The sequence below is a fragment of the Pseudoalteromonas sp. J2K-J031 genome (assembly GCF_058197095.2).
This window is the reverse complement of sequence record NZ_CM200279.1, coordinates 2,690,333-2,712,393: the sequence shown is the minus strand read 5'-3', so window position 1 is coordinate 2,712,393 and position 22,061 is coordinate 2,690,333. Positions and strand designations below refer to the sequence as shown.

The 22,061-nt window shown below is 37.4% G+C and carries 25 protein-coding genes and 1 tRNA gene; 12 read left to right on the top strand and 14 right to left on the bottom strand.

From position 1 onward, the window contains the following. Window positions 1-501, top strand: a complete 501-nt coding sequence (locus AC3KZC_RS12240) for a hypothetical protein (protein ID WP_490578502.1) — start codon at window positions 1-3, stop codon at window positions 499-501. Between the two features lie 94 nt (window positions 502-595). On the opposite strand, the gene AC3KZC_RS12235 is transcribed toward AC3KZC_RS12240, so the two are convergent. Both AC3KZC_RS12235 and AC3KZC_RS12230 read right to left on the bottom strand, forming a co-directional pair. Then, a complete protein-coding gene (locus AC3KZC_RS12235) occupies window positions 596-1,276 on the bottom strand; it encodes a FlgO family outer membrane protein (RefSeq protein ID WP_490578503.1) in 681 nt (226 codons plus the stop codon). Window positions 1,277-1,373: 97 nt separating this feature from the next. After that, window positions 1,374-1,922 carry a hypothetical protein gene (locus AC3KZC_RS12230; RefSeq protein ID WP_490578504.1) on the bottom strand — a complete coding sequence of 183 codons (549 nt, stop codon included), beginning with the start codon at window positions 1,920-1,922 and terminating at the stop codon, window positions 1,374-1,376. A 268-nt stretch (window positions 1,923-2,190) separates the two neighbouring features. Here AC3KZC_RS12230 and AC3KZC_RS12225 point away from each other — a divergent pair. Further along, window positions 2,191-2,265: transfer RNA gene (locus AC3KZC_RS12225), tRNA-Arg, on the top strand. A gap of 147 nt (window positions 2,266-2,412) precedes the next feature. Here the strand turns inward: AC3KZC_RS12225 and AC3KZC_RS12220 are convergent. The 9 genes from AC3KZC_RS12220 to AC3KZC_RS12180 form a co-directional block, all read right to left on the bottom strand. Next, window positions 2,413-3,045, bottom strand: coding sequence for an STM2766 family helicase-associated protein (locus tag AC3KZC_RS12220; RefSeq protein ID WP_490578505.1), 633 nt, complete (start codon window positions 3,043-3,045; stop codon window positions 2,413-2,415). Then, window positions 3,042-5,033 (bottom strand): STM2767 family DEAD/DEAH box helicase, encoded by a 1,992-nt coding sequence (locus AC3KZC_RS12215; protein WP_490578506.1) that lies wholly within the window; start codon window positions 5,031-5,033, stop codon window positions 3,042-3,044. The genes AC3KZC_RS12220 and AC3KZC_RS12215 overlap by 4 nt, the downstream gene beginning before the upstream one ends. A gap of 442 nt (window positions 5,034-5,475) precedes the next feature. After that, entirely contained in the window at window positions 5,476-7,197 is a 1,722-nt protein-coding gene (locus AC3KZC_RS12210) for a replication endonuclease (RefSeq protein ID WP_490578507.1), read from the bottom strand. A gap of 4 nt (window positions 7,198-7,201) precedes the next feature. Continuing rightward, window positions 7,202-7,495: a hypothetical protein gene (locus AC3KZC_RS12205; protein ID WP_490578508.1), complete on the bottom strand. Its 294-nt coding sequence runs from the start codon at window positions 7,493-7,495 to the stop codon at window positions 7,202-7,204. Next, on the bottom strand, window positions 7,488-7,733 hold the full coding sequence (locus AC3KZC_RS12200; protein WP_490578509.1) for a helix-turn-helix transcriptional regulator: 246 nt from the start codon (window positions 7,731-7,733) through the stop codon (window positions 7,488-7,490). Before AC3KZC_RS12200 ends, AC3KZC_RS12205 begins: the two co-directional genes overlap by 8 nt. An 84-nt stretch (window positions 7,734-7,817) precedes the next feature. Continuing rightward, complete coding sequence (locus tag AC3KZC_RS12195) at window positions 7,818-8,714, bottom strand: hypothetical protein (RefSeq protein ID WP_490578510.1); 897 nt, start codon at window positions 8,712-8,714, stop codon at window positions 7,818-7,820. 84 nt (window positions 8,715-8,798) lie between these two features. Continuing rightward, entirely contained in the window at window positions 8,799-9,944 is a 1,146-nt protein-coding gene (locus tag AC3KZC_RS12190) for a site-specific integrase (RefSeq protein ID WP_490578511.1), read from the bottom strand. A gap of 308 nt (window positions 9,945-10,252) precedes the next feature. Then, window positions 10,253-10,984 (bottom strand): glutathione peroxidase, encoded by a 732-nt coding sequence (locus tag AC3KZC_RS12185; protein WP_490578512.1) that lies wholly within the window; start codon window positions 10,982-10,984, stop codon window positions 10,253-10,255. Between the two features lie 184 nt (window positions 10,985-11,168). Next, window positions 11,169-12,347 (bottom strand): flagella assembly protein FlgT, encoded by a 1,179-nt coding sequence (locus AC3KZC_RS12180; RefSeq protein WP_490578513.1) that lies wholly within the window; start codon window positions 12,345-12,347, stop codon window positions 11,169-11,171. Window positions 12,348-12,472: 125 nt separating this feature from the next. On the opposite strand from AC3KZC_RS12180, the gene AC3KZC_RS12175 reads away from it, so the two are divergent. After that, window positions 12,473-12,928, top strand: a complete 456-nt coding sequence (locus tag AC3KZC_RS12175; RefSeq protein ID WP_490578540.1) for an LPP20 family lipoprotein — start codon at window positions 12,473-12,475, stop codon at window positions 12,926-12,928. Window positions 12,929-12,984: 56 nt separating this feature from the next. On the opposite strand, the gene flgN is transcribed toward AC3KZC_RS12175, so the two are convergent. The 3 genes from flgN to flgA all read right to left on the bottom strand — a co-directional run bounded on the left by flgN (window position 12,985) and on the right by flgA (window position 14,613). Beyond that, on the bottom strand, window positions 12,985-13,425 hold the full coding sequence (gene flgN, locus AC3KZC_RS12170; RefSeq protein ID WP_490578514.1) for a flagellar export chaperone FlgN: 441 nt from the start codon (window positions 13,423-13,425) through the stop codon (window positions 12,985-12,987). Further along, window positions 13,418-13,738 carry a flagellar biosynthesis anti-sigma factor FlgM gene (gene flgM, locus AC3KZC_RS12165; protein ID WP_490578515.1) on the bottom strand — a complete coding sequence of 107 codons (321 nt, stop codon included), beginning with the start codon at window positions 13,736-13,738 and terminating at the stop codon, window positions 13,418-13,420. The genes flgN and flgM overlap by 8 nt, the downstream gene beginning before the upstream one ends. Window positions 13,739-13,905: 167 nt before the next feature. Then, window positions 13,906-14,613, bottom strand: coding sequence for a flagellar basal body P-ring formation chaperone FlgA (flgA, locus tag AC3KZC_RS12160; RefSeq protein ID WP_490578516.1), 708 nt, complete (start codon window positions 14,611-14,613; stop codon window positions 13,906-13,908). Window positions 14,614-14,746: 133 nt separating this feature from the next. Here flgA and AC3KZC_RS12155 point away from each other — a divergent pair, with 133 nt between their 5' ends. From AC3KZC_RS12155 to flgH, 9 genes are all read left to right on the top strand, one after another. Beyond that, window positions 14,747-15,679, top strand: coding sequence for a chemotaxis protein CheV (locus AC3KZC_RS12155; protein ID WP_490578517.1), 933 nt, complete (start codon window positions 14,747-14,749; stop codon window positions 15,677-15,679). 19 nt (window positions 15,680-15,698) lie between these two features. Then, window positions 15,699-16,532 carry a CheR family methyltransferase gene (locus tag AC3KZC_RS12150; RefSeq protein ID WP_490578518.1) on the top strand — a complete coding sequence of 278 codons (834 nt, stop codon included), beginning with the start codon at window positions 15,699-15,701 and terminating at the stop codon, window positions 16,530-16,532. A 92-nt stretch (window positions 16,533-16,624) separates the two neighbouring features. Beyond that, window positions 16,625-17,029 (top strand): flagellar basal body rod protein FlgB, encoded by a 405-nt coding sequence (gene flgB / locus AC3KZC_RS12145; protein ID WP_490578519.1) that lies wholly within the window; start codon window positions 16,625-16,627, stop codon window positions 17,027-17,029. A gap of 2 nt (window positions 17,030-17,031) precedes the next feature. Then, window positions 17,032-17,454, top strand: a complete 423-nt coding sequence (flgC, locus tag AC3KZC_RS12140; protein ID WP_490578520.1) for a flagellar basal body rod protein FlgC — start codon at window positions 17,032-17,034, stop codon at window positions 17,452-17,454. Window positions 17,455-17,466: 12 nt separating this feature from the next. Beyond that, window positions 17,467-18,189 carry a flagellar hook assembly protein FlgD gene (locus AC3KZC_RS12135; RefSeq protein ID WP_490578521.1) on the top strand — a complete coding sequence of 241 codons (723 nt, stop codon included), beginning with the start codon at window positions 17,467-17,469 and terminating at the stop codon, window positions 18,187-18,189. 15 nt (window positions 18,190-18,204) lie between these two features. Then, window positions 18,205-19,683 (top strand): flagellar hook protein FlgE, encoded by a 1,479-nt coding sequence (gene flgE, locus AC3KZC_RS12130; RefSeq protein ID WP_490578522.1) that lies wholly within the window; start codon window positions 18,205-18,207, stop codon window positions 19,681-19,683. Window positions 19,684-19,782: 99 nt separating this feature from the next. Next, window positions 19,783-20,550: a flagellar basal-body rod protein FlgF gene (locus AC3KZC_RS12125; protein ID WP_490578523.1), complete on the top strand. Its 768-nt coding sequence runs from the start codon at window positions 19,783-19,785 to the stop codon at window positions 20,548-20,550. A 20-nt stretch (window positions 20,551-20,570) separates the two neighbouring features. Continuing rightward, window positions 20,571-21,359: a flagellar basal-body rod protein FlgG gene (flgG, locus tag AC3KZC_RS12120; protein ID WP_490578524.1), complete on the top strand. Its 789-nt coding sequence runs from the start codon at window positions 20,571-20,573 to the stop codon at window positions 21,357-21,359. Window positions 21,360-21,375: 16 nt separating this feature from the next. Next, window positions 21,376-22,059: a flagellar basal body L-ring protein FlgH gene (flgH, locus tag AC3KZC_RS12115; RefSeq protein WP_490578525.1), complete on the top strand. Its 684-nt coding sequence runs from the start codon at window positions 21,376-21,378 to the stop codon at window positions 22,057-22,059. The last annotated feature ends 2 nt before the right edge of the window (window positions 22,060-22,061 follow it).

The window sequence follows — 22,061 nt, the reverse complement described above, 5'->3', positions numbered from 1 at the left end:
ATGAACAAAACTAAAGTATTTGGTGTTTTTGTTGTTTTACTCAACACGGCATTAATGGGTTCGGCTTATGCTAAAAATACTGAAATTATTATGCAAGAAATCACAAAGCTTGATTTTAATATGCTTATACCGAGAGTAGGGAGTTGCCATTATGATGTTAAAAATAATGAGGTGATTCATGGTGGGAAAAAGTCAACCTGTACGTATTTTGATGGTAAAAAGGGTAAAATAAAGTTAACAGCAGAACCATTTAAAACAATTGAATTAGAGTTGAAATCAAAAACCAGTGCTGATGGTAAGGTAATATTTAGCCCAGAGGGAATAGCCAAAGTAGGTATTAATGAGTTCGCTCTTTATACTGATTCCCCCGTAAAAATATTACTAGATGAGTCTGGTGAAGTTGAAATTAACATGGGGGGGAGTTTGAAGTTTTTAAGTCAGTTAGAACATGGTTTAGAATATAGTGTGGACTATGGTATTAGCTATAAATATGTTGAATAATGTTAATGACAGCGTAATAAAAAAAAAGGAACTTAGAAGTTCCTTTTTTTATTACTTATTTTTAATATTAATTTTTAAGTAAATAAAAATAAAATTAATAACCAGTCAGTATTATTTTAGGTATAAGCTGTGACGAGGCTGCTAGTATAGTATTGCTTTTTAACCCTACGATACGTGCATTGACTAAGATACCATTTCGGCGTTTAGTTAAAGTACCTGATAATACATAACCAATTTTTTGCTCTTCTTTTACTTGATGGGGATTACGCGACAATACAAAATCACCGTCTTGTGTCATTAAAATTTCACCGGTTGCACGGTGCTCAGCCAAAGGAAAGTTGGCTTTCATTAATTCTGTGATAAAGGATTCTGATAATTCTTGGCCAAGTTGGTTGGTAATGTTGAAATCGGTATCGAGTTCGACAAACGAGGCAACTGCAATTGGGTATTGTACTTGGTGTACGTTAATGGTCATTTGCATTTCCATTACCATTTGCTCGATGTATTCTTCTAATTTTACATGGTGTTTGACACTAAACGTTTCGCCGCTACTACCTGAGTTATTACCCGAACCATCATCGGTTGCTTCAGTGTAAATTTTACGACGTTTATTAGTGTAGGTATTAAGCGCTTGCTCACTGCCACATTTGTGATAAACCCCTCTTGGGGTTAAACACAGCCGGGTGGTTTCGGGTAAGTCTGGTAACTTTAACTGAGAGAGTAAATTACTGCAGCCCGTTAGTAATACCGACAATGCAATCAGTGTTTTTTTCATTTTGTGCGCCTCACAACCAAGAAAAGAAACCCAAACAAAGATGGGCTTCTTTAAGATATGCAAATTTTAGACCAGTAAAAACATAGCTAATTAAATACTAATAAATGATATTTACTGTGTATTCAGAATAATTATCGGTTGAGGGCTTAAGTCGCTCGTCGCTGTTAATTGTTAGCGCGCCACCCACATACAAGGTGGTTTCACCATCAACCGAAAACTGAGTAATTAAATTGGGCTGGGCATTTAAATGCTGGCTGGTACTGCTAATACCCCTTGGTTCAAATTTCCACTTGTTTTGGTAAGTGGGTAACAGCTGAATATTTATATTAGCTTGTGATAAGCCATGTAATTTAAAAATTGCGGGCGTAAGCGCGGCATCTGGTTTGCAAATGTTTGAATTTAAAGATGGTTTTATATCTATGTCATCAATGCTATTCATTTTTAAGTAGCGATTTTTAAGTGATAGCTCCATATCGCATTGCCCTTTGCTATTTAAAATCGCATCACTAAAACTAAGCTCTTGAATTTGTTGGGTATACATGGGGGTGATGGTTCTTACCCGTAATGTACTTGTGATGGTTTGCGCGCCAATCATTGATGGCATGACCGTGAGTGCAGTTGTAAGTGTAAAGGCTGAAACTTTCATAATTCACCATTAACATTATGATCTAAAAGATCTTTTTCATTCGATATCTTGATATTGCAAATGGTGTTCCGATGTGACGTTAATGTTGAATTTATTTTTAATTGTAAGTTCTTGATTTTAAAGGTTTAAAATTAAATTGTGAGTCGCTGTAATGACAATAAATTGACTGTTTTTTATTTAAAAAAACCATGAAATATAAGTGGGTTAAAAGAGTGAATTATCGCTAGGCGCTAATTAAAAAATTTGTTAGATTACACAGAGTTACTAAGGCCTCTTAGTTAAATGGATATAACGGCCCCCTCCTAAGGGGCAATTACAGGTTCGATTCCTGTAGGGGCTACCAATAAAATCAACAACTTAAATTTCAATGGCGTTTTTTTGACGTTTTTGTGTAGCGTATATGTAGCATCGTAGATGTAAATATTCTTATTTGTATTCCTAGATTTAGTAAACTTCGTGAGAAAATAGCCCGCTAAGACAGGCTGTATTTTTATACGATGAATTTACAAGTAGTTTTAATATTAAGTAAGTCTATAAATTCTTCTGGCTTTATTCTTTTTTTTAGTCCGATTTTAAAGGTGGCATTACTGGAGTAAAATAAGTCGTAATGGTTTAATGGGTGAATATCAGATTCTCCATGCTTTTCATAATTAGCTTTATCGTAATCATATCTAAGATAACCACTTTCCATTAATAACAAGCTTCTGAGCAGTTCCCAATAACCGTCATTATTTATTTCTTGGTAGTCGGATATAGGAGAAGCAAACTCAATGCAGCAATTGCTTCCAAAGTCTCTATTATTAATTAAAGAAATAATTTCTGAGGTTAGCCTCGAATCAATATTTATTTTATTTTTAAAATTAAAAAAGAATGCATCTTCATATTTAACAGAAAAGGGAAACGTTACTGAAAAGCACTTATTCTCTGTGATAAAAAATAAACGACTCATCTTATCAATAATTAAAACTATCTTACCTTGAACTCTTTCTTTTTTCACGCTGGGGTTAATAGTCATGTACTTTAAAGCATTCATAAGTAGCTCAATAATCTGAACTTTATTTTTTATTGGAGAAAAAAATCTATCCATATAGGATTCATCAATTTCAAACTGGTACTTTATCATTTGCAATAGTACTTTCTATTATCTTCAATGAACTCTTTGATATTTTCTTCATCAAAGTCTACTTTATAATCCTCAGGCATTGCTTGGATAAACTTCTTTCTGAATGGTTGTTCAATAGATAGCTCATTAAATATTTTCTTCATGAAATCATAAAACGAGATGTTTTTCTCATCCTTAATTTTCACAATCTTTCTTCTAATTACAGCCTTTTCTGCAGCAGTCGGTTCTGTTGATAATATACTATTATTTTGATTTATATTCTTTAAGCCTTGAAGTTGACATTCTAGGTTATCAAAGTTGTTCACTAATAAAAAAGATTGTAGTAAGGATCTGGTTAACATTGTATAAAGGCTATTTCTATATGAGTAACTATTTTTTATATTTGATGTTATGCAAATTACAAATGGAAACTCGAGCCCCTTAACATTATTGATATTACTTACAAATAATTCGTTTGGGATTTTTTTCTTGTTTTCATAAGATTTATTTACACTCCATCCTAGTTGGGATTTAATTTTAAATTGTAAAGAATCTACATAATCATAAATATAATTATCTTTATCAAGCATAATTACAGCTATATCATCAGGCTTAACTGTAGGGTTGTTTTTTACTATATCCCTGATCAGTTCTACAACTTGATCTTGACCCTTATGCTGGATAAGGTTCATATTCATTAGTTGTTTTTCTTCAAAGTCTTCAAAACGTCTTACTGCATCTCGTGATAAAATAACGTTATTACCGTCCCTCTCTATATAATAGCCACTAGCTTTCCATTCAGTATCTTCAAGCCAGTTTAATTTTGTTTTTTCAAATAACCCCATCCCAATAGCATGAGCAAACATTAAAATGTTAGGTGCTGTTCTGTAGCATTTGTTTAGAACATAATCTACATTTTCAACTTCTTGTTTAATATTATTCTCAAAAATATCCTGAAATATATCACCCGCAACATAAACTTTTTTTCTTGCAATTTTTTCACATAAATTAAAGAATACGTTAGGGAAGTCTTGCTTTTCATCAATTAAAATATAATCAAATGCATACTCAAAATTTTCTATTTTATTTATTTCATCTAAAGCTTTTGTAAATATCATTTCATAAGTAGTCTGGTGTGACCAACGATAAAAAGTAAGCCCATAAAAGTCACAAATATAACTATATAGACCAGAATTCTTCTCCTGTTGAGAACCCCAAGCTCTCTCTACCCATAACTGACTATTCCATTGAATCTGCTTATCAACCTTCATGAAATCAAAAAAGTTTGGTATTCTTTGCTTTAAATGATCAGCAAGTACATTGTTATGGCAAGTGAAAAATATTTTAGTTTCTTTCTCTGATGAATATATTTCTTTGAGCTTGTGCATTAACAATTCTGTTTTACCAGTGCCAGATAATCCCTGAATTGAGACTTTTTTTTGTTCAAGATTTTTGTATATAAATCGTGTTTGTTCCCCATCAAATAGCATTATGCTATGTTTAACTTTATCTAATAAAGTTACAGGTGTTTCTACACCTACTTTTTCAATATCATTAATACTCCCTGTTATTAATGATATTAAAAGTTCATTTTTTCTATGTAGTTCTATAGGTAATTCGTTATTTTTTAATAACATAGAAAAATTTAGACCAATATAGCGCTCAATTTCATAAGTTAAGTCACTCCTCCATTTACGAGGCCTGCCAAGGTGTTCTTGATATTTATACCTATTTGATATTGAATTTAAATCTAGAATAAAGTCATCACAATACTCTTTAAATAAATCAGGATCTTGCCCTAAATTTATAAATAATATTTTATGTTTTGGTGATAGAACAACTACAACATTATCTTCATATTCGTATTGATTTTTACCTTCTCCTAATAATGTTCTAACTAAATACAGCTGTGCAGAGGGGTTATCATTCGCGTAATTTTCGATCTCTTCGATCAAATCATTGTTCACATCAGTTCTAGATATGTGATTGTAAAACAAGCTATTTTTCATCTTAAACTTCCATTTTTCATTGCTCGAACTCCTAGATGAAAATGCTAGGAAAAAGTAATATTCATAATATTCAATATGCTACCCTACTTACCAAAAAGAAAATAGAGCAGAGTACTCCCTATAGGTATGAATATTAAGTACAGTTATTTACAGAACTCCAAGTAAGATCTTTTTTGCCATTCTGGCAAAGGACTTATTAAGCGGGATTTTTGTTTTTTTGTTGGGAATGGTATGAGCGGAGGCCAAAAAAGGGCTTTAGTTGTATGGTATTTTTATCTCGAATTTTAGTTATTGCTAATAAGTCAGAGCTAAAGACTTCAAGACTTCAAGACTTCAAGACTTCAAGACTTCAAGACTTCAAGACTTCAAGACTTTAAGGTTTCAAGGTTTCAAGGTTTCAAGGTTGCAAAAGTGCTTTCGCAATTTTATGCTAGGTTGTGCGTCATGCCTTTTCTAATTGCCATTTAAAGTGGCGGGTAATAATGACCTTACTAGCGAACCATATCCCTTTTACTTTGAGTATGATTTCGCCATCATAATAACTTTGTGAGCATTCGCCTGTTTCTTCACTTACGTTAAAATTGTAATGAAGTTTTATAGGTCTATATTTTAGTTTTGTATTTAGGCCACCCATCGCAAGGGTGTAACCTTGCCAATCACTGTTATCGGCTGCATTACGCGCTTGTTCTAATATCAAATCTTGTTTGTTGCTAAATTTATTACGTAATCGTCTTAACTCTCGCCAAACCGAAACACTTGCACCACCGATTTGTTGAAATTGGCGAATACACCAACATGATGCCCACGCATCAATTCGCTGTGCTACAAGTAATGAATCGTTACCGAATTTATCCTCGCCAACACCTTCACCGTCTATATTTTTCGCTATGTATTTTAGAATATAGCCGGTTGCAGAGCCTTTGTTTGGGTCAATTTTTTTAAAGTCACAACGGTTTTCGGCTGCGCCTTTTTCGTCACCATCAATTTCTAGCGCATAATGGCGAATAATTTTTTGTAGTGCTGAAATTTTTTCACCTTCAATAAACAATAGCATATGCCAATGCGGAGTACCGTCGTGTTGTGGTTCTACAACCCGAAAGCCATAGGGTGAAATATCTTGTCGTTTGAACTCGGCTCGCGCTTTTTGCCATTGATGATTTAAATACTGATTTGCTTCATCAGGCATAAGCCCTTGCCATTTAGGATTAGGTGCACCCGATTTTGAAAATGCGCGGTGATATTTTGATGGGCAGGTAATTGTAATAAAAAGGGCTTCATGGGCTAAATCTTTCGCTAAATTTTCGAAACCGCGAGCGCGGCAAAGTAGTTCATCTTTTCGTATTTTTGGGTTTGATACATTGAGGTCGGACACATCTTTTAATGAGTAGCGTTGACCTTGGTCATTCATGATAAACGTGGAGCTTAATAGCGCTTCATTACGTAAGCGTTGAGAGATACGATTTTTGGTGGTGATATTACTAGCATAAATTTGTCGTTTACTATTAACGAAATTTAAATGTAAAGCGGCCTTCTCGTTTGCTTGGGTAATCATTTTTCGAAACTTTCTTAACCACCAACGGTTATCTATGTAACGCTTGATGCAACCAGATATTTGAATATGCTTGTTTGGTTCAATAGGCTCAATCGAAAATTTACGAACATAGCTAGATAAATACTGATAAACAGTATTTTGCTTTATTAGAGCGAATTCGCTTTCATTTTCACTCTTTGAATAGCGAAACATAGCGAATGTACTTCCATTAATTTCGCTTGTCGTTCGTAAGGGATTCGCACTTTTATGATCATTAATCAACAGAAAATTGATTTTTTCCGGACTGGTCGAGATTTGGCGACAATAAGTCGCACACTCTTTGGCTTTGGTATTGATGTCATCATCTGAGCAAAAAAACATACTTGCTAGTTGTTTGGGCAATAGTTGATAGAGTGTGTTTGAGGTATTTAATATGTGCTTATTTCGCTCATAGTCGCTCGGTTTATTAAATGCTTCATTTAGAATGGTGCTTTTAATCAAATTAGAAAAGGGCGTTAATTTTTTTACAATAAACGCCGCATCATATCGATCAACCTTAGCTAAAAAAGGAGCTAAAATATGGTCGTGATCATTGAGTACCTTAGTGAGTACTTTTTCTTTAAAAGCGCTCATAAAGTTAACGTGAAATTGATAACGCGGATAAGTAAGCTCGTCCTAATTCGGTCACTTTATAGTGTTCATATTTAACACCAAAGGGATAAATGATTTCGCTAGTTACTAAGTTTTCATCTACGAGTTTGTTTAATGTTCGCGTATCGAATTTAAAGGGTTCGCCTTGTTTGTTTACGTAACTCTCAAGACCATTCACTTTTCGGTATGAATAACCAATTTCACGACAGACCTCTAAATGAGTAGTTGGTTCTGAAAGCCAGATTAACAGGCGAATTTGCTCTTTTGTTAATTTAGGCATGCTCACCCCCTGTAGGGTGTTGGCCTAAATGCTCTAAACGACAAAAGCTATTGAGCCAATTATCTAAATCATCTTTTAAGTAGCGAACAGCGCGACCAATTTTTATAAATGGTGGGGCAGGGGTTCGGTTTATACGATTGCCTTCCATACGTGATTGACGTAAAAAAGAGCGGCTCATACCGATATATTCGGCTGTTTCTATTTCTGATAGTGCGCGTTTGTTTGTGGTAGTTGGCATGTGTGCCTCCATTAACTGTTTAAGTACATGGAGGACTTTAATTGCGGTGTTAAGTCCTAGGACTCCTTCGAGGAGTGGTGACTTTTAATTTATTTTCAATTTTTTAATTAAGTTATAAAAACTCTTCTTTTTCATTTGTTTAACTTCTGCTTGAGTATCAAACCAATAAAGTATTTCTTCACCGATTTCATCAATTATTTCATCGGTGTCAAACTTTCTCGGCTCTTGGCTCAAATCATTTTTTAAGCGCTGCCATGTGTGGCTTGGTTTATCATCAGGGAATTGCTCGAGCATTTTTGAAATTAAAATATCGATAGGCCGATGATAATTAGTAGACCCTTGGGTTGTAGATTTTTCAGATGGTGACTCAATGGCAGTATTTATTTCGGTTGCTATTAAGCAAACATCATTTAAACAGAACTCTATTCCTTCTGAGTAAAATTCAACTTTTGGGATCTTTGCTTTTAGTGTTTTTGCAGCCTCTGATTCATTCTTTTCAGGTAGTTTATTATTAATGCTTTTCATCACATCATAAAAAGTATTACCTAGAGCTAAAAGTGTGTGCTCTCGCTCTTGCGGAAAAAGCTTTGCTGGGATTTCAGTCCAATCAATTGCTTGAATTGGTGTTGGTTTCCAACCATATAAAAAGCTATGTGGAGTTGGTGTTTTAAAAGGGTAATCGTCATTTTGCTCTATTATTTGGGCTTTATTTACGAGTCTAAAATATTTGCAGTTGATTTTATGCTGCTGTAATAGCTCTAGCTGTTTATCCTGATTAACTTTTACAAACCCGCTGTAATAAATTGAACCATAACCAACAAAGCCTTGGCCTTCTAACCAGCCACCAATAACAAATTTATTTTTGTCTAATCGAAAAGCTAATTCAACTTTCTTATTTTCAACTAAATACCGTAAATCACTAAAAGACAAATTAAGCCGCTTTTCTAATTCATCTAAGCGGTAATACTCTTTTTCTATCATCAATTTATTCCATGCTATTACAGGTAAACTCGGCTTTTAGCCGAAAAGCTATCGTGAAAATATCAGAAAAATGACCAGTAATCATTAACCAATCAAATTAACCGCAGCTGCCTTATGTTCTGGCGCTAGGTGTGCATACCTTAGCGTCATTTTTAAATCACTGTGGCCTAGCAATTCCCTCACTGTATTTAAGTCGACACTTGCCATGACAAGCTTACTTGCAAAGTGATGACGTAAATCATGAAACCTAAAATTATTGATTTTTGCGGCCTCTAACAATGCAATCCAGTCGTATCTAAAATCGATTAATCGTTGTTGATTTTTATCTTTAAACACATATCCAGCTGAGCCTGAGATTTTTTTCCATTCGCTTATTGCATTAAATGCTTGTGTATTTAAAGGGATGTGGCGGGTATTGCCTGATTTTGCATTTTGAAAGTCAACAGTGAGAACTTTATTTTCTAAGTTTATATCACTCCATTTAAGCGAAAGAATTTCGCCCTTACGCATACCTGTATTTATAGCAAGGATCACGATAGTGGTCAGATGCTTTAAACCAATTTTAGTAAGGCTTTCACGTAAGCGGGATTCTTCATCTTTTGATAAATAGCGAACCTTTGCATTATCAACGGGTTGAGCTTTTACTTTTTGTAAATCATGGTTGTCAATAATGTCCCATTCGACAGCGCGACTTAAACAACCTTTTATAGTATTAATTTGGCGGTTGGTGGTTGCTGGTTTAATGCCATCGGCTAACCGTTTATTGCGCCATTTCTCTATTTCCCACGCTGTAATATCTGTTAGCTGATAGTTCATAAAATTATGAAATGCAGATTGAAATGCTTTAATAGTTTTTTGTACTGTTTTAGGGTTACGGGATTTAAGCCATGGGTAATATTTCTCTTCTAAAAAATGTTCTAGAGTTGATAGCTTTTCTTGTTTTGCTTTAATGCGTTCTTGTTTTTTGACTTCTTGAACATCGATACCTTGTGTGACTTCAGCTATTTTGTTTTTTGCTAAGTCTCTTGCTTGGGCGGGGGTAATTTGGCCATCCAGTCCTAAGCGGTAGTTAACCTGTTTACCTTTGTGTCGATAAAACAAGTAATAGGAGATTGAACCTGTAAGTGAAATACGAGCATGAAAACCTGATATTTCAGTATCATTAAGTCGTTTATCTGCTGGCGTTAAATTCTTAATACTCGACAATGTTATTTTTGCTTTGATTGGCATGAACTGCTTCCCTGTGTAGCACATATGTAGCAGCTGTATTGTGCTACAAAGAACAAGTAAGAACAATGGTGAGAGTGTTGTTTGTTTTTTAGTTGTTATAAAACAGTTGTTTATATTTTATTTGTGTATTTTGTTGTTCATTGTTGTTTATATAAATTCAAGTTTAAAACACACTCCTAAGGGGCAATTACAGGTTCGATTCCTGTAGGGGCTACCAGTTTTTTGACGCTTACTTTTTAAAAGCCATAAAAAAAGCAAAACCCGAAGGTTTTGCTTATCAAATACCGCTTTATGAAATTAACGAATTGTTAGCGGGCTAAAAATACGGCTAAATCGTCTGAACCACCAATGTGCACGCCATCGATAAATACTTGTGGCACAGTTTGACGCCCCGATAGCGCTTTTAAACTGGTTAGTGAGGCATCTTTTCCTAAAATAATCTCTTCAAATGGCATATTGTTTTCAGTTAACAATAACTTAGCTTTATGGCAATAAGGACATGTTGGCTTGGTGATTAATGTGATTGCTTTACATGGCTCTTGGTTTGGGTTGATGTAATTGAGCATGGTATCGGCATCAGACACTTCAAACGGATCGCCTGGTAAATCTGGTTCGATGAACATTTTATCGATAACGCCATCTTTGACTAACATCGAATAACGCCAGCTGCGTTTGCCAAAACCAATATCACTTTTATCAACTAGCATGCCCATTGCATCAGTAAATAATCCTGCGCCATCTGGAATAACGTCGATGTTGTCGGCTTCTTGATCTTTTACCCATGCATTCATGACAAAGGTATCGTTGACTGACATGCAGATAATGCTATCGATGCCATTTTCTTTAAAAATGGGTGCTAGCTCATTGTAACGTGGTAAATGGGTTGAAGAACAGGTTGGTGTAAACGCACCTGGTAATGAGAAAACAATTACATTTTTACCTTTAAAGATTTCTTCTGTGGTAATTGCGTGCCATTGATCGTTTTTACGAAATGGAAAAGTGACTGTTGGGATCTGTTGGCCTGTTTTGTCTTGTAACATGTGTTTGTCTCCTAAATGCGTTGATGGTAGCTAGTGTGCCCTAAATGTTTACTTTTGCATAATTGATTGTATTGATTTTTTAAATCGATTTATTCGATTGATAATTATTTTTGCAATCAGTTAGGTGCTAATTTTCGCTATTTAGCCCTTTATTTAGCTGTTTTATATTGTGTAAACACACCTTTTATAATTCTGGTTCTTGCCATTCAATTAATAGTACTAAGTCACTTCGCTGAATATTGGCAAGTAATTCATCTGAGATGCTGCTTGCGACTGCTGAGTGCTGAAATACTTGTTCGATTCTGACTTTGTTATTACTTTCGATGATATAAGGCCTTGATTGCCCGTTGGTATCAAGAATATTTGATTTATATGCGATTGCGAAACTTTGACCTTTTTTGACCCCTTGTTCTGAACCTAAGTTAATAACAATGGTATTGTCGGTAATATTTCTTATCTGCCCTTGTAATGGCAAGCAGCTTAGGGTGTCTTTGAGTTCAAGGCCTATTTGGCGAGTGAGTTGGTCTATGGCTGTACCAAACTCTGAGCGCCAAAATTTACTGCTAAAGACATCAGGCCGTGCGGTTTTTTCAAAGCGCCAAATACCACTAGTTTGATAATCTTGTTGCCAGACTAATTCGTGCGTGAGTGCGTTCATTAAAATAAATTCGATAGAAAAAAACCGTTCGAATTGTCTGTCTTGCCAAAAGAGAAGATCTGAATTTTGTTGATCGCCCATCGAGGTGTCTGAAATTTGCGAAAGTAGTACATATTGGCTATTGGTTGTGTCGGCTATCTGCTCAATCATTCGTGGGTCGAGCTGTAATTGTTCGGTGAAGTAATTATTAACTCTCACCGCTTTTTTAAAGTAGGGCCGTGGTGCAATTGCTTGTTCATTATTTTTAATGGTTTGGTATAGACGTTCACTAAATGCTTTGTTGATGTCAAAAATTTGGCCTTCTACGGCCTGTTCTCGATTGGTGAATTGTGTTTGGGTAATTGCGACAGACTTTTTAAATTCTGATGCAAAACATTGTTTGTCTTGGGCAAAAATATCGAGCCTTAACGTGACTGACACAAAGTCGGCAGAATAGGTTTCATCAATGATTTCAATATTGTTTATTTCGCCGTGAGAGCGCACTTTTAGCTGATCTTGCATGATTACGCCGTCTGCAACGCTTTGTATGCTTGAAACTGATGCCCCGGCATAGACTAGCGCCTGTTTTATGGCATCTTCAGTGGCGCGTGATTTGGCACTCTTGGTATCACCATCGCGTATTTGTGCTTGGCCTGTTGATTCGTACCACTGTGCGTGTAGGCTTGTGCACGATAAAAATAGCAGTGCGAAAAGATATTTGGTCATTGAACAGCCCTTAAATAATGTGCTTATGCAGGTAAAAGCAAGTTATGTACCATGAATTTTGTTTTGTTATTTTGGGCATGCATTGTGCATAAAGTTCAGTAAGAACTTTTATTAAGTGAATCATGATGAAACGAATTGCTATTTTAACAAGTGTGATAGTTGGTCTTTCTGGCTGTGCACAACTCTTTGATAAACATATTGAATACACTTATCAACAACCTGATTCTTTTCCGGTACTTAAAGCGGTTGGTTATGCGCCAATTAGTTTGCAACCTGGTAAAAGCGAGCAGCAAAAGTCAATTTTAGCGATTAAGGCGTCAAAACTTGAGGCTTATAGAGAGCTTGCTGAGCAGGTTTACGGCCAAAAAATTACAGCTAATACTTCTGTACGTGCCATGATCGCAAGTAATGACTCTTTAAATGCACAGGTAAACGGTGTGGTGAGAGGTGCTAAAGTTGTTAAGTCGTACGCGGTAGGTGATACTTATGCCACCGAGTTAGAGCTCGATATGAAGCTAGTGTACGATTTGTATATTGGTGAGGTGAAACCACGCAGTGTTAAAAAAGTAACTTATTATTAGGCGTGTTTTGTTTGATGTGTTTGAGCTTAGCTTTGGCAGGTTTTGTGTTTAGAAAGCTAAGCTTTAATGCCTTTACCGAGTAATGAACTGCCTTGCGCCCCGCCTTTTTTACCGTAGGTGAGCACTTGATTTGCACCGAGTAAAATATCTTTAACTTTACCGACCGCAATGCTGGTTTGGTGCGCTGCATGGGCATTGATTTCGTTTTGCTGCTGGCACTCACCCAGTAGGGTTTTTATTTCGTCTACTAAGGCTGCAATATCGGCTGATTCAGTAACTAACTGAGCCAAAGAGCACGATTGCAATTGTTTGTCTTTTTTCTGAATTTTTTCTAGCAGCGTTAATTTTGCACTAGCGCTTGCGGTTAGCTTATCTGCATCACGCGTACTAATGGCTGCTATTTCGGCAGAAAGCTCGTTATGAAGCGCGCGCATATTCTCTTTTTGTTGCACAAGAATTGCGGTGACGACACTTTTATCGGCATAACGATCAACCATATAAATTAAACTCGAAGTTGGCGATATTTTTAGCTAATTTCTCAGCATCGATTTGGTAACTGCCTTCACTAATCGCTTTTTTCAGTTCATTAATTTTTTTAGTATCAAAACCAGGAGTGCTTTCAGCTTTGACTTGCAAGTTTTTAATTTGCTGAGCATGAGCTGTGATAACAACTGAGTCTGCGGGCGTTTTTACAGTGCTAGGTGATTGCTGCAATGTTGCCGCATTACTTTTGTCACTATTGACTACCTGTTGCTTGTTGTCTGCATAGTTGACGTTATGCGAGTTTCTGCTATTTACTTGATTTACCATGATCTTTCCCAAACCTATTAAAGCTAGTACTTTAGTATCGGCCATATGCTCAATTACTTTAGCATAAATTTACTTTATTAAGCACTTTTACATCATAGCGGATATTGGTCTTTATAGAAATACTAATTAAATCTGAAAAGTATCAATAAAGTTATTTTATTTCAATACTATAGGTTCACTATTACGTCGTTGGTATTGATTACTTGTGCCTGAATTTTTTTGCCTGATTTACTATTTTGAACACTGATGTTTTCGCCTAATAAGCCATCCTCGAGCGCTTCCCCGTTGGTTTTTATCACTAAATTAGGTTGCTTGGCATAAATGGTCACTTTATCGCCTTTGCAAATCATACAAATTTGATTCAAGTTGATTGGATTTCCTGCTCTGATTGAGCGAGTCGCTCTGCTGCCTATAAGCATCTTGATGTCATCAATATTTTGATTGCGCACTAAGTGAGCAGGGCGCATTTCTGTAATGATATCTTGCTCTGTGATTAACTGCCCCTTAGCAATCGGATTTTGGGTAATAATGATTTCCATAAGTTCTGTTGTACGTACTTGTACATACTGCAACCACTTTATTTCATCAGAACACTTAATTTGTACCGTTGTTTGCCGATTACTATATGTTGCGTGTGCGCTACTAATCTCTAGCGATGATTCACAGTCTCGACCATCGATGTGATCGTCTAGTTTCGAAGTACTAAAATTACGCTCGCCATTGGCTAAAGGTTCTAGCTGATTTGAGATAAACTCGATGGCAAGGTTTTGCAATTCAGTGTTGCTATAAGTTTTTGCATTTGTTGCTTTTGTAGACAATAGTAACGTTAATGCAATTAAAATTATTTTCGAACGGTTATTTTTAAACAAACTCATATGGTTTCGACTATGCTTTAGGTTGAAAACAGGGTATAAATATTTTGCGTCAATTTTCAGGCGCTTGCTGTACTTATAATTAACATTAAGCAAAAACCATTCCGTAAGTTTTGTTTTTGTCGAGGAGATTAAAATGGCGGGAGTTTTAGACTCGGTTAACCAGCGCACCCAGCTGGTTGGACAAAATAGATTAGAACTATTGTTATTTAGATTAAGAGGTCGCCAGCGTTTTGGTATTAATGTTTTTAAAGTACGCGAAGTTCTTCAATGCCCAAACTTAACTGCTTTACCCAAGTCGAATCATTTTATTCGTGGTGTTGCACATATTCGAGGCCAAACTATATCAGTTATTGATTTATCGTTAGCTGTCGGAGGTCCTAAAATTGAAGATGTTAAGAATAGTTTCGTTATCATTGCTGAATATAATCGTTCTGTTCAAGGTTTTTTAGTTGGTTCTGTTGAGCGTATTGTTAACATGAACTGGGAGGCGATTATGCCACCTCCTTCTGGTTCAGGCCGGTACTCGTATTTGACCGCTGTAACTGAAATTGAAAAAGAGCTGGTTGAAATACTCGATGTTGAAAAAATATTAAACGAGATTTGCCCTGTTAATACCGAAGTTAACACTTCGATTTTAGATGATGGCGAGATGAAACGTGATTTGGGCGAGCGTATCGTGTTTATTGCCGACGACTCTGCTGTTGCTCGTAACCAAGTTAAGCGTGCATTAGAGCCTTTAGGTGTCCAAACTGAGCTGGCAAAAAATGGTAAAGAAGCGTTAATTCGTTTACGTGAAATAGCTGCTCAGGATTGTAAAAATGATGTCACAGAGCGAGTTGCTTTATTGATTTCAGATGTTGAAATGCCTGAAATGGATGGTTATACCCTTACGGCTGAGATAAAAGCGGATCCAAAACTTGCGCCTCTACATGTGATTTTACATACATCGCTTAGCGGGGTGTTTAATCAAGCTATGATTGAAAAAGTGGGCGCTGATGACTTTATTGCTAAGTTTAATCCTGATGAATTAGCAACAGCGGTCAAAAAGTGGGTCCATTTCGATTAATTATTACGGGTGAATTCATTTGAGTAATAAACATTTAGAACAAAGTGAATATGACAAGTTTCGCACTTTTTTAGAGCAGCAATGTGGTATTGTACTTGGCGACAATAAGCTGTATTTAGTTAAAAGTCGTTTAGGGCCTTTAATGACTCGCTTTGAAGTTGACTCTTTGTCTCAACTGGTTAATAAAACATTAAGTCCTCATGAACGGCAACTGCGTGCCGCTGTAGTGGACGCAATGACTACAAATGAAACATTGTGGTTTCGTGATCAGTATCCTTTTGAATTATTAAAAACAAAATTATTTCCTGAGCTGAAAGACTTACGTCGGCCAATTAAAATTTGGTCAGCGGCAAGTTCTTCTGGGCAAGAGCCTTACTCAATCGCGATGACAGTCGCTGAATACCAATCTCAAAAACCTGGCGCGTTATCTCAAGGCGCCCAAATAATCGGGACTGATATTTCAAATACTATGCTCGATTTATGCAAAAATGCAGAATATGATTCTCTTGCTTTAGCGCGAGGTTTGTCGACAGAGCGTCGTACTAAGTTTTTTCAAAATAGTGAACGAGGCATGGCAAAGGTAAATGATTCTGTTCGGAAAAATGTGAGTTTTCGTCATTTAAATCTACTTGATTCGTATGCGCTACTTGGGAAATTCGATATTATCTTTTGTCGAAACGTTTTGATTTATTTTGCACCTGATGTAAAAGCTAAAATAATCGCACAATTTGCTCAATCACTAAATCCTAAAGGTTATTTATTTTTAGGTGCCTCTGAATCTATGACGGGCCTTAGCAATGAGTTTGAAATGATCCGTTGTAACCCCGGTATTATCTACCAAAAACGTACATAACCTCTTCTAATACCTTCTTTATTTAGGTCGACTCATTTGAGTTGGCCTATCATTTGCATTGCTTTTTCTAAGTCAATTTATTGGAGAAAGTTATGGCTATCAGTTTTGATAAAGCATTTGGGGTTCATCCTCATGCGATGTTAGCCAGAGTGCAGCGCGCTGAAATATTAGCGAGCAATATTGCTAATGCGGACACTCCGGGGTACAAGGCAAAAGATGTCGATTTTGCACAGGCTCTCAAAAGCGCAAAGTCAGCCCAAGGCAGTCAGTTGAGCCGTACGCATGAAAAGCATTTTAATGTCAATACTTCTTCAATCGATTCAATTAGTCAATTTCGTAATCCAAATCAACCAGATACAGGTGATGGTAACTCTGTTGATGTACAAGTGGAACGAAACTTGTATGTACAAAACTCAATAGAGTATCAGGCAAGTCTCAGATTCATGACTGGTAAAATTCAGGGCTTGAAAAAAGCCTTAGGTAGTCAAGGAGCTTAATTATGAGTTTATTTAACGTATTTGATATTTCAGCAACGGGAATGAGTGCGCAGTCTGTGCGCTTAAATACCACAGCAAGTAATATGTCTAATGCTAATAGTGTGAGCTCCAGTGTTGATCAAACCTATCGTGCAAGACATCCAGTTTTTGCCGCTGAGTTGACAAAAGCTGCCGCCTCTCAACAGGGAGAGTCCGTGGGAGTGAAAGTGCTGGGCATTGTTGAAAGCGATAAACCACTTCAAATTGAATTCAATCCCACTCATCCAATGGCAGATAAAGACGGTTTTATTTATAGATCTAATGTCAATGTGGTTGAGGAAATGGCGAATATGATTTCGGCATCACGAGCATATCAAACGAACGTACAATTAGCTGATGCGGCAAAAAGTATGTTAAGTAAAACAATAATGCTTGGTCAACGCTAATAGGAGTTTGCAATGTTTAATCCTATCAATGGGTCACAAAGTAGTAGTTTTGTCGATAGCTTAAGAAGTACTAAAGAAGACAAAATTCAAACGGCTGAAGAAGCCAATGAATTAACTCAATCTGACTTCTTTAAACTGATGACAAAACAGCTATCAATGCAAGATCCGATGAACCCGACAGACAATGAAGCCATGATGGCCCAAATGACGAACATGTCTATTGCTGAGGGTGTGAGCAATATGGCGACTAAGTTTGATCAATTTGCCGTATCAATGACTTCAAATCAAGCTTTGCAGGCTTCAAGTCTTGTTGGTCGAAATGTCTTAATTGATACACATTTTGTGCAAAACACACCAGGTGAGCCAATCACGGGCCGTATTCCTCTTGAAGGTCCTGCTTCGGATATCAAAATTCGTATTGAAGATGAACGAGGCATTGTGGTGGGGGAAATTCCTTTACCTGCATCAAGTGGTGGCAACATTGAATTTGCTTGGGATGGTAAAGACTCTCAGGGAAATGTTGTTCCTGAAGGAATGTATAAAATTCGTGCGGTGGGTCTTATGCAAAATGTACCGGACGAAAATGGTGTGTTAAAGGCCAGGCATGTTGAGCTATCGGTACAAGCGCGCTCTCGAGTGGACAGTGTGAGTATGGGGCAAAATGGTACAGGTTTAGTTCTCAATTTCAATGGCCTTGGCAGCGTGAAATTCCAAGACGTTTTAGAAGTAAGTTAATAGGGTAGGTTAATTATGTCATTCAATATCGCATTAAGTGGCTTAAAAGCTGCACAAAAAGACCTTGATGTTACCGCAAATAATATTGCAAACGTCAACACGTATGGTTTTAAGGAATCAAGGGCGGAGTTTGCGGATGTATTCTCAACCTCCTTATTTTCAAATGCTAAAACGCAAAATGGTGAAGGTGTATTAACGCAAGTTGTTGCACAGCAATTTCATCAAGGTAGTTTGTTATTTACTTCCAACGCATTAGATATGGCGATTAATGGCAATGGTTTTTTTGTCACAACTGACAGCCCACTTAGTCGTGATTTTACCTTCACTCGAAGCGGTGCTTTTAAGCTAGATGCGGATAACCGTTTAGTGACTGCTGGAGGTGATTTTTTACAAGGCTTACCGGTTAATGAAGATGGTTCGGTTAAGTCGGTTAGTTTAAGTACAACTGCCCCAATTCAAATTCCAGATAGTGCTGGTTCGCCATCGGCAACAGGTGCTGTTGAAATGAGTTTTAATTTAGACTCCAATGCAAAGTCGTTAGATCCGTATAAATTTAACCCATTAGATACCTCAACTTATACCGCATCGACCTCAACAGTTATTTATGACTCATTAGGTAATAGTCGCATTTCTTCTTTCTATTATGTCAAAGTAGCCGATCCTACAACGACCAATGCTGCTGCCACAGTACCAGGTTCAGGTTTTGATGCGTTACCGGCAAACCCAAGTGATGCAACCAATGCCAATTCGTGGGTGATGTTTGCCACAGTAACCGATGATGCCGGTGTACAAAAGAAAGTTGATTTAGGTAATGACTTATTAGCTGGTGGTGCACCTGATGCTCGCACATTTTCAACGGGAGATCCGATAGGCGATCCAACGTCGCACACTGGGATGTTGTTACAATTTGACTCATCAGGTTCGCCTGTATCATCGACATTTCCAGTACCAAAAACAGAGCCTCTTGGAACGCCATTAAATGTTTCAATTATTCCTGCGCCTACCGCCCCTTATGATGGTGCCAGCGTCGTGACCAATGGTGCTGATCCTGATCAGCGCTTTAATATCAACATGACAAGTTTAACTCAGTTCTCATCCGCATTTGAAATTACCGCACTTAGCCAAGATGGCCAAACGGTAGGGCGCTTAACCGGTATTTCGATTGGTGGTGATGGTTTGATTGAAGCGAAATACTCAAATGGTGATGCGCAAGCAATCAGTAAAGTAGCGTTGGCGCGTTTTCCAAATGAGCAAGGTTTAACACAAATCGGAAATACTTCTTGGACACCAAGTCGTGAATCAGGCGAAGCGTTAGCGGGTGAACCAGATTCAGGCACGTTTGGTTCAATTCGTTCAGGTACCCTTGAGCAAGCAAACGTTAACTTAACCGGTGAGTTGGTTGATTTAATTGCAGCACAGCGTAATTTCCAAGCAAACTCACGTGCTCTTGAAGTGAATAACCAGATATCACAGAACATTCTACAGATCCGATAATTTAACGCGATCATTAAAAATGGCCATCATTCGATGGCCATTTTTTTTGGCATTAATATTGCTTTAATAGAGTAAGTATCAAATTTTTGGCGTATTGAAATGGATAAATTGCTTTATATCTCCATGAGTGGCGCAAAACAAAATTTACTCGGCGTCGCGATTAATGCCAATAATTTGGCTAACGCAAAAACTGTTGGGTTTAAGTCTGATTTTGAACAAGCACGGTCAATGCAAGCCTTTGGTGATGGATTGCCCTCTCGTGTTTTCGCGATGCAAGAAAGCCCAGGCTCTAAAATGTCTATGGGGGCGTTGTCGACCACAGGGCGAAATCTCGACGTGGTTGTTTCAGGTGGCGGTTGGTTGACTGTTCAAGATCAAAATGGTGAAGAAGCGTATACTCGCGGCGGCAACCTGCAAGTAACTAATACTGGGCAGCTTTTAACTGCGAAAGGTGAGCAGGTTGTTGGTGAAGGCGGCCCCATTATTCTACCTATTCCACTTGAGAAAGTTCAGATCAGTATTGATGGCACCATTCAAGTGCGACCACAAGGTGCTCCGGCCAACTTTCTTGAGGATGTTGAACGTCTTAAGGTGATTGTTCCACAAAATCAAAATTCACTGGTAAAAGGTCTCGATGGGCTTTTTCGGCCCAAAGATAAAGACACTTTTCAAGAAGAGTGTGATTCTTGTGATGCTAATTTAGAAGTACAAGTCATCAGCGGTGCATTGGAGATGTCAAATGTTAATCCGGTTGATGAAATGGTGGGCATGATTGCGCATCAACGCGAGTTTGAATTACAAGTGAAAATGATGAAAACAGCAGAGAAGATGGACGAAAGTCAGGCTTCTTTATTACGAATTATTTAGTAGTTGACGGAGAATAAATTATGCATCCGGCATTGTGGATTAGTAAAACGGGGCTTGATGCCCAACAAACTGATATTTCAGTTATTTCAAATAACTTAGCAAATGCAAGTACTGTCGGCTACAAAAAGAGTCGTGCGGTTTTTGAAGATTTGCTCTTTCAAAATATTAATCAACCGGGAGGTCGCTCCTCTCAAGATACCGAAATGCCTTCTGGTTTAATGCTCGGTGCAGGTACTAAAGTAGTCGCTACCCAGAAAAACTTTTCTCAGGGTAATATGATCACCACCGATAATTCAATGGATTGGATGATTCAAGGTCAGGGTTTTTTTGAGGTACTGTTACCTGATGGCAGCTTAGCGTATTCAAGGGCTGGCCAGTTTACTACAGATGGTAATGGCCGTGTGGTGACATCGGGGGCGGGTTTTCCGGTGCAGCCTGAGATGAATGTGCCAAATGATGCGCAGTCGCTCACTATTTCGCAAGATGGTGAAGTCTCGGTGACTGTTCGAGGTCAGGCCGATAATGTGGTGATTGGTCAGTTAACCATTACAGACTTTATTAATCCATCGGGTCTTGAACCTATGGGGCAAAATTTATTTACGGAAACCGCAGTGAGTGGTGCGCCCATTCAAGGTAATCCTGGAGCTGATGGCCTTGGGGTGATTGTGCAAGGTGCACTTGAAACATCGAATGTAAATACCACTGAAGAATTAGTAAATCTGATTGAGACGCAACGTATTTATGAAATGAATTCAAAAGTAATTTCATCGGTTGATCAAATGTTGAATTTTATTAATCAACAACTTTAAGCAGTAGGAGAGGGTCATGAAAAATACTCTAATTAGTCTGTGTGCTATTTTTCTAACGGCAGGCTGTGTCTCAAATGGCAACCGGAATGTTGTTGCCGATGATCCTTATTTCACTCCTATTCCGGCGCAGGTCGAAACAGAGTCTATAATCCAAACCGGCTCTTTGTTTGATGCCTACAATTCCAATGATTTGTACAGTGATAAAAAAGCATTACGTGTGGGTGATATTATTACGGTCATGCTCAATGAATCGACTCAAGCATCTAAAAGTGCCAAAACCGAAAGTGGCAAAGCGACTGATATTGGCCTCAATCCGTTAGTGGGCCTAGGTGGTAAAAGCATCAATATTGGCGGTGAAAGTATCGAATTAGGTCTGCAGTCCGATTCCTCTTACAAAGGGGATGCAAAGTCTAATCAATCCAATAGCTTAAACGGTAATATTTCCGTTAATGTCATGCGGGTGTTACCTAATGGTAATTTAATGATCCGTGGCGAAAAGTGGCTGACTTTAAATACGGGTGAAGAGTTTATTCGTTTAGAAGGTGTGGTACGGGGTTCTGATGTTTCATCCAACAATACAGTTGAATCTAATCGTATTGCTAATGCACGTATTCAGTATTCTGGTAAAGGGGATCTACAAGATGCCCAAAGCAGTGGTTGGTTATCGCGCTTTTTTATGAGTGCGTTATTTCCTTTTTAAGG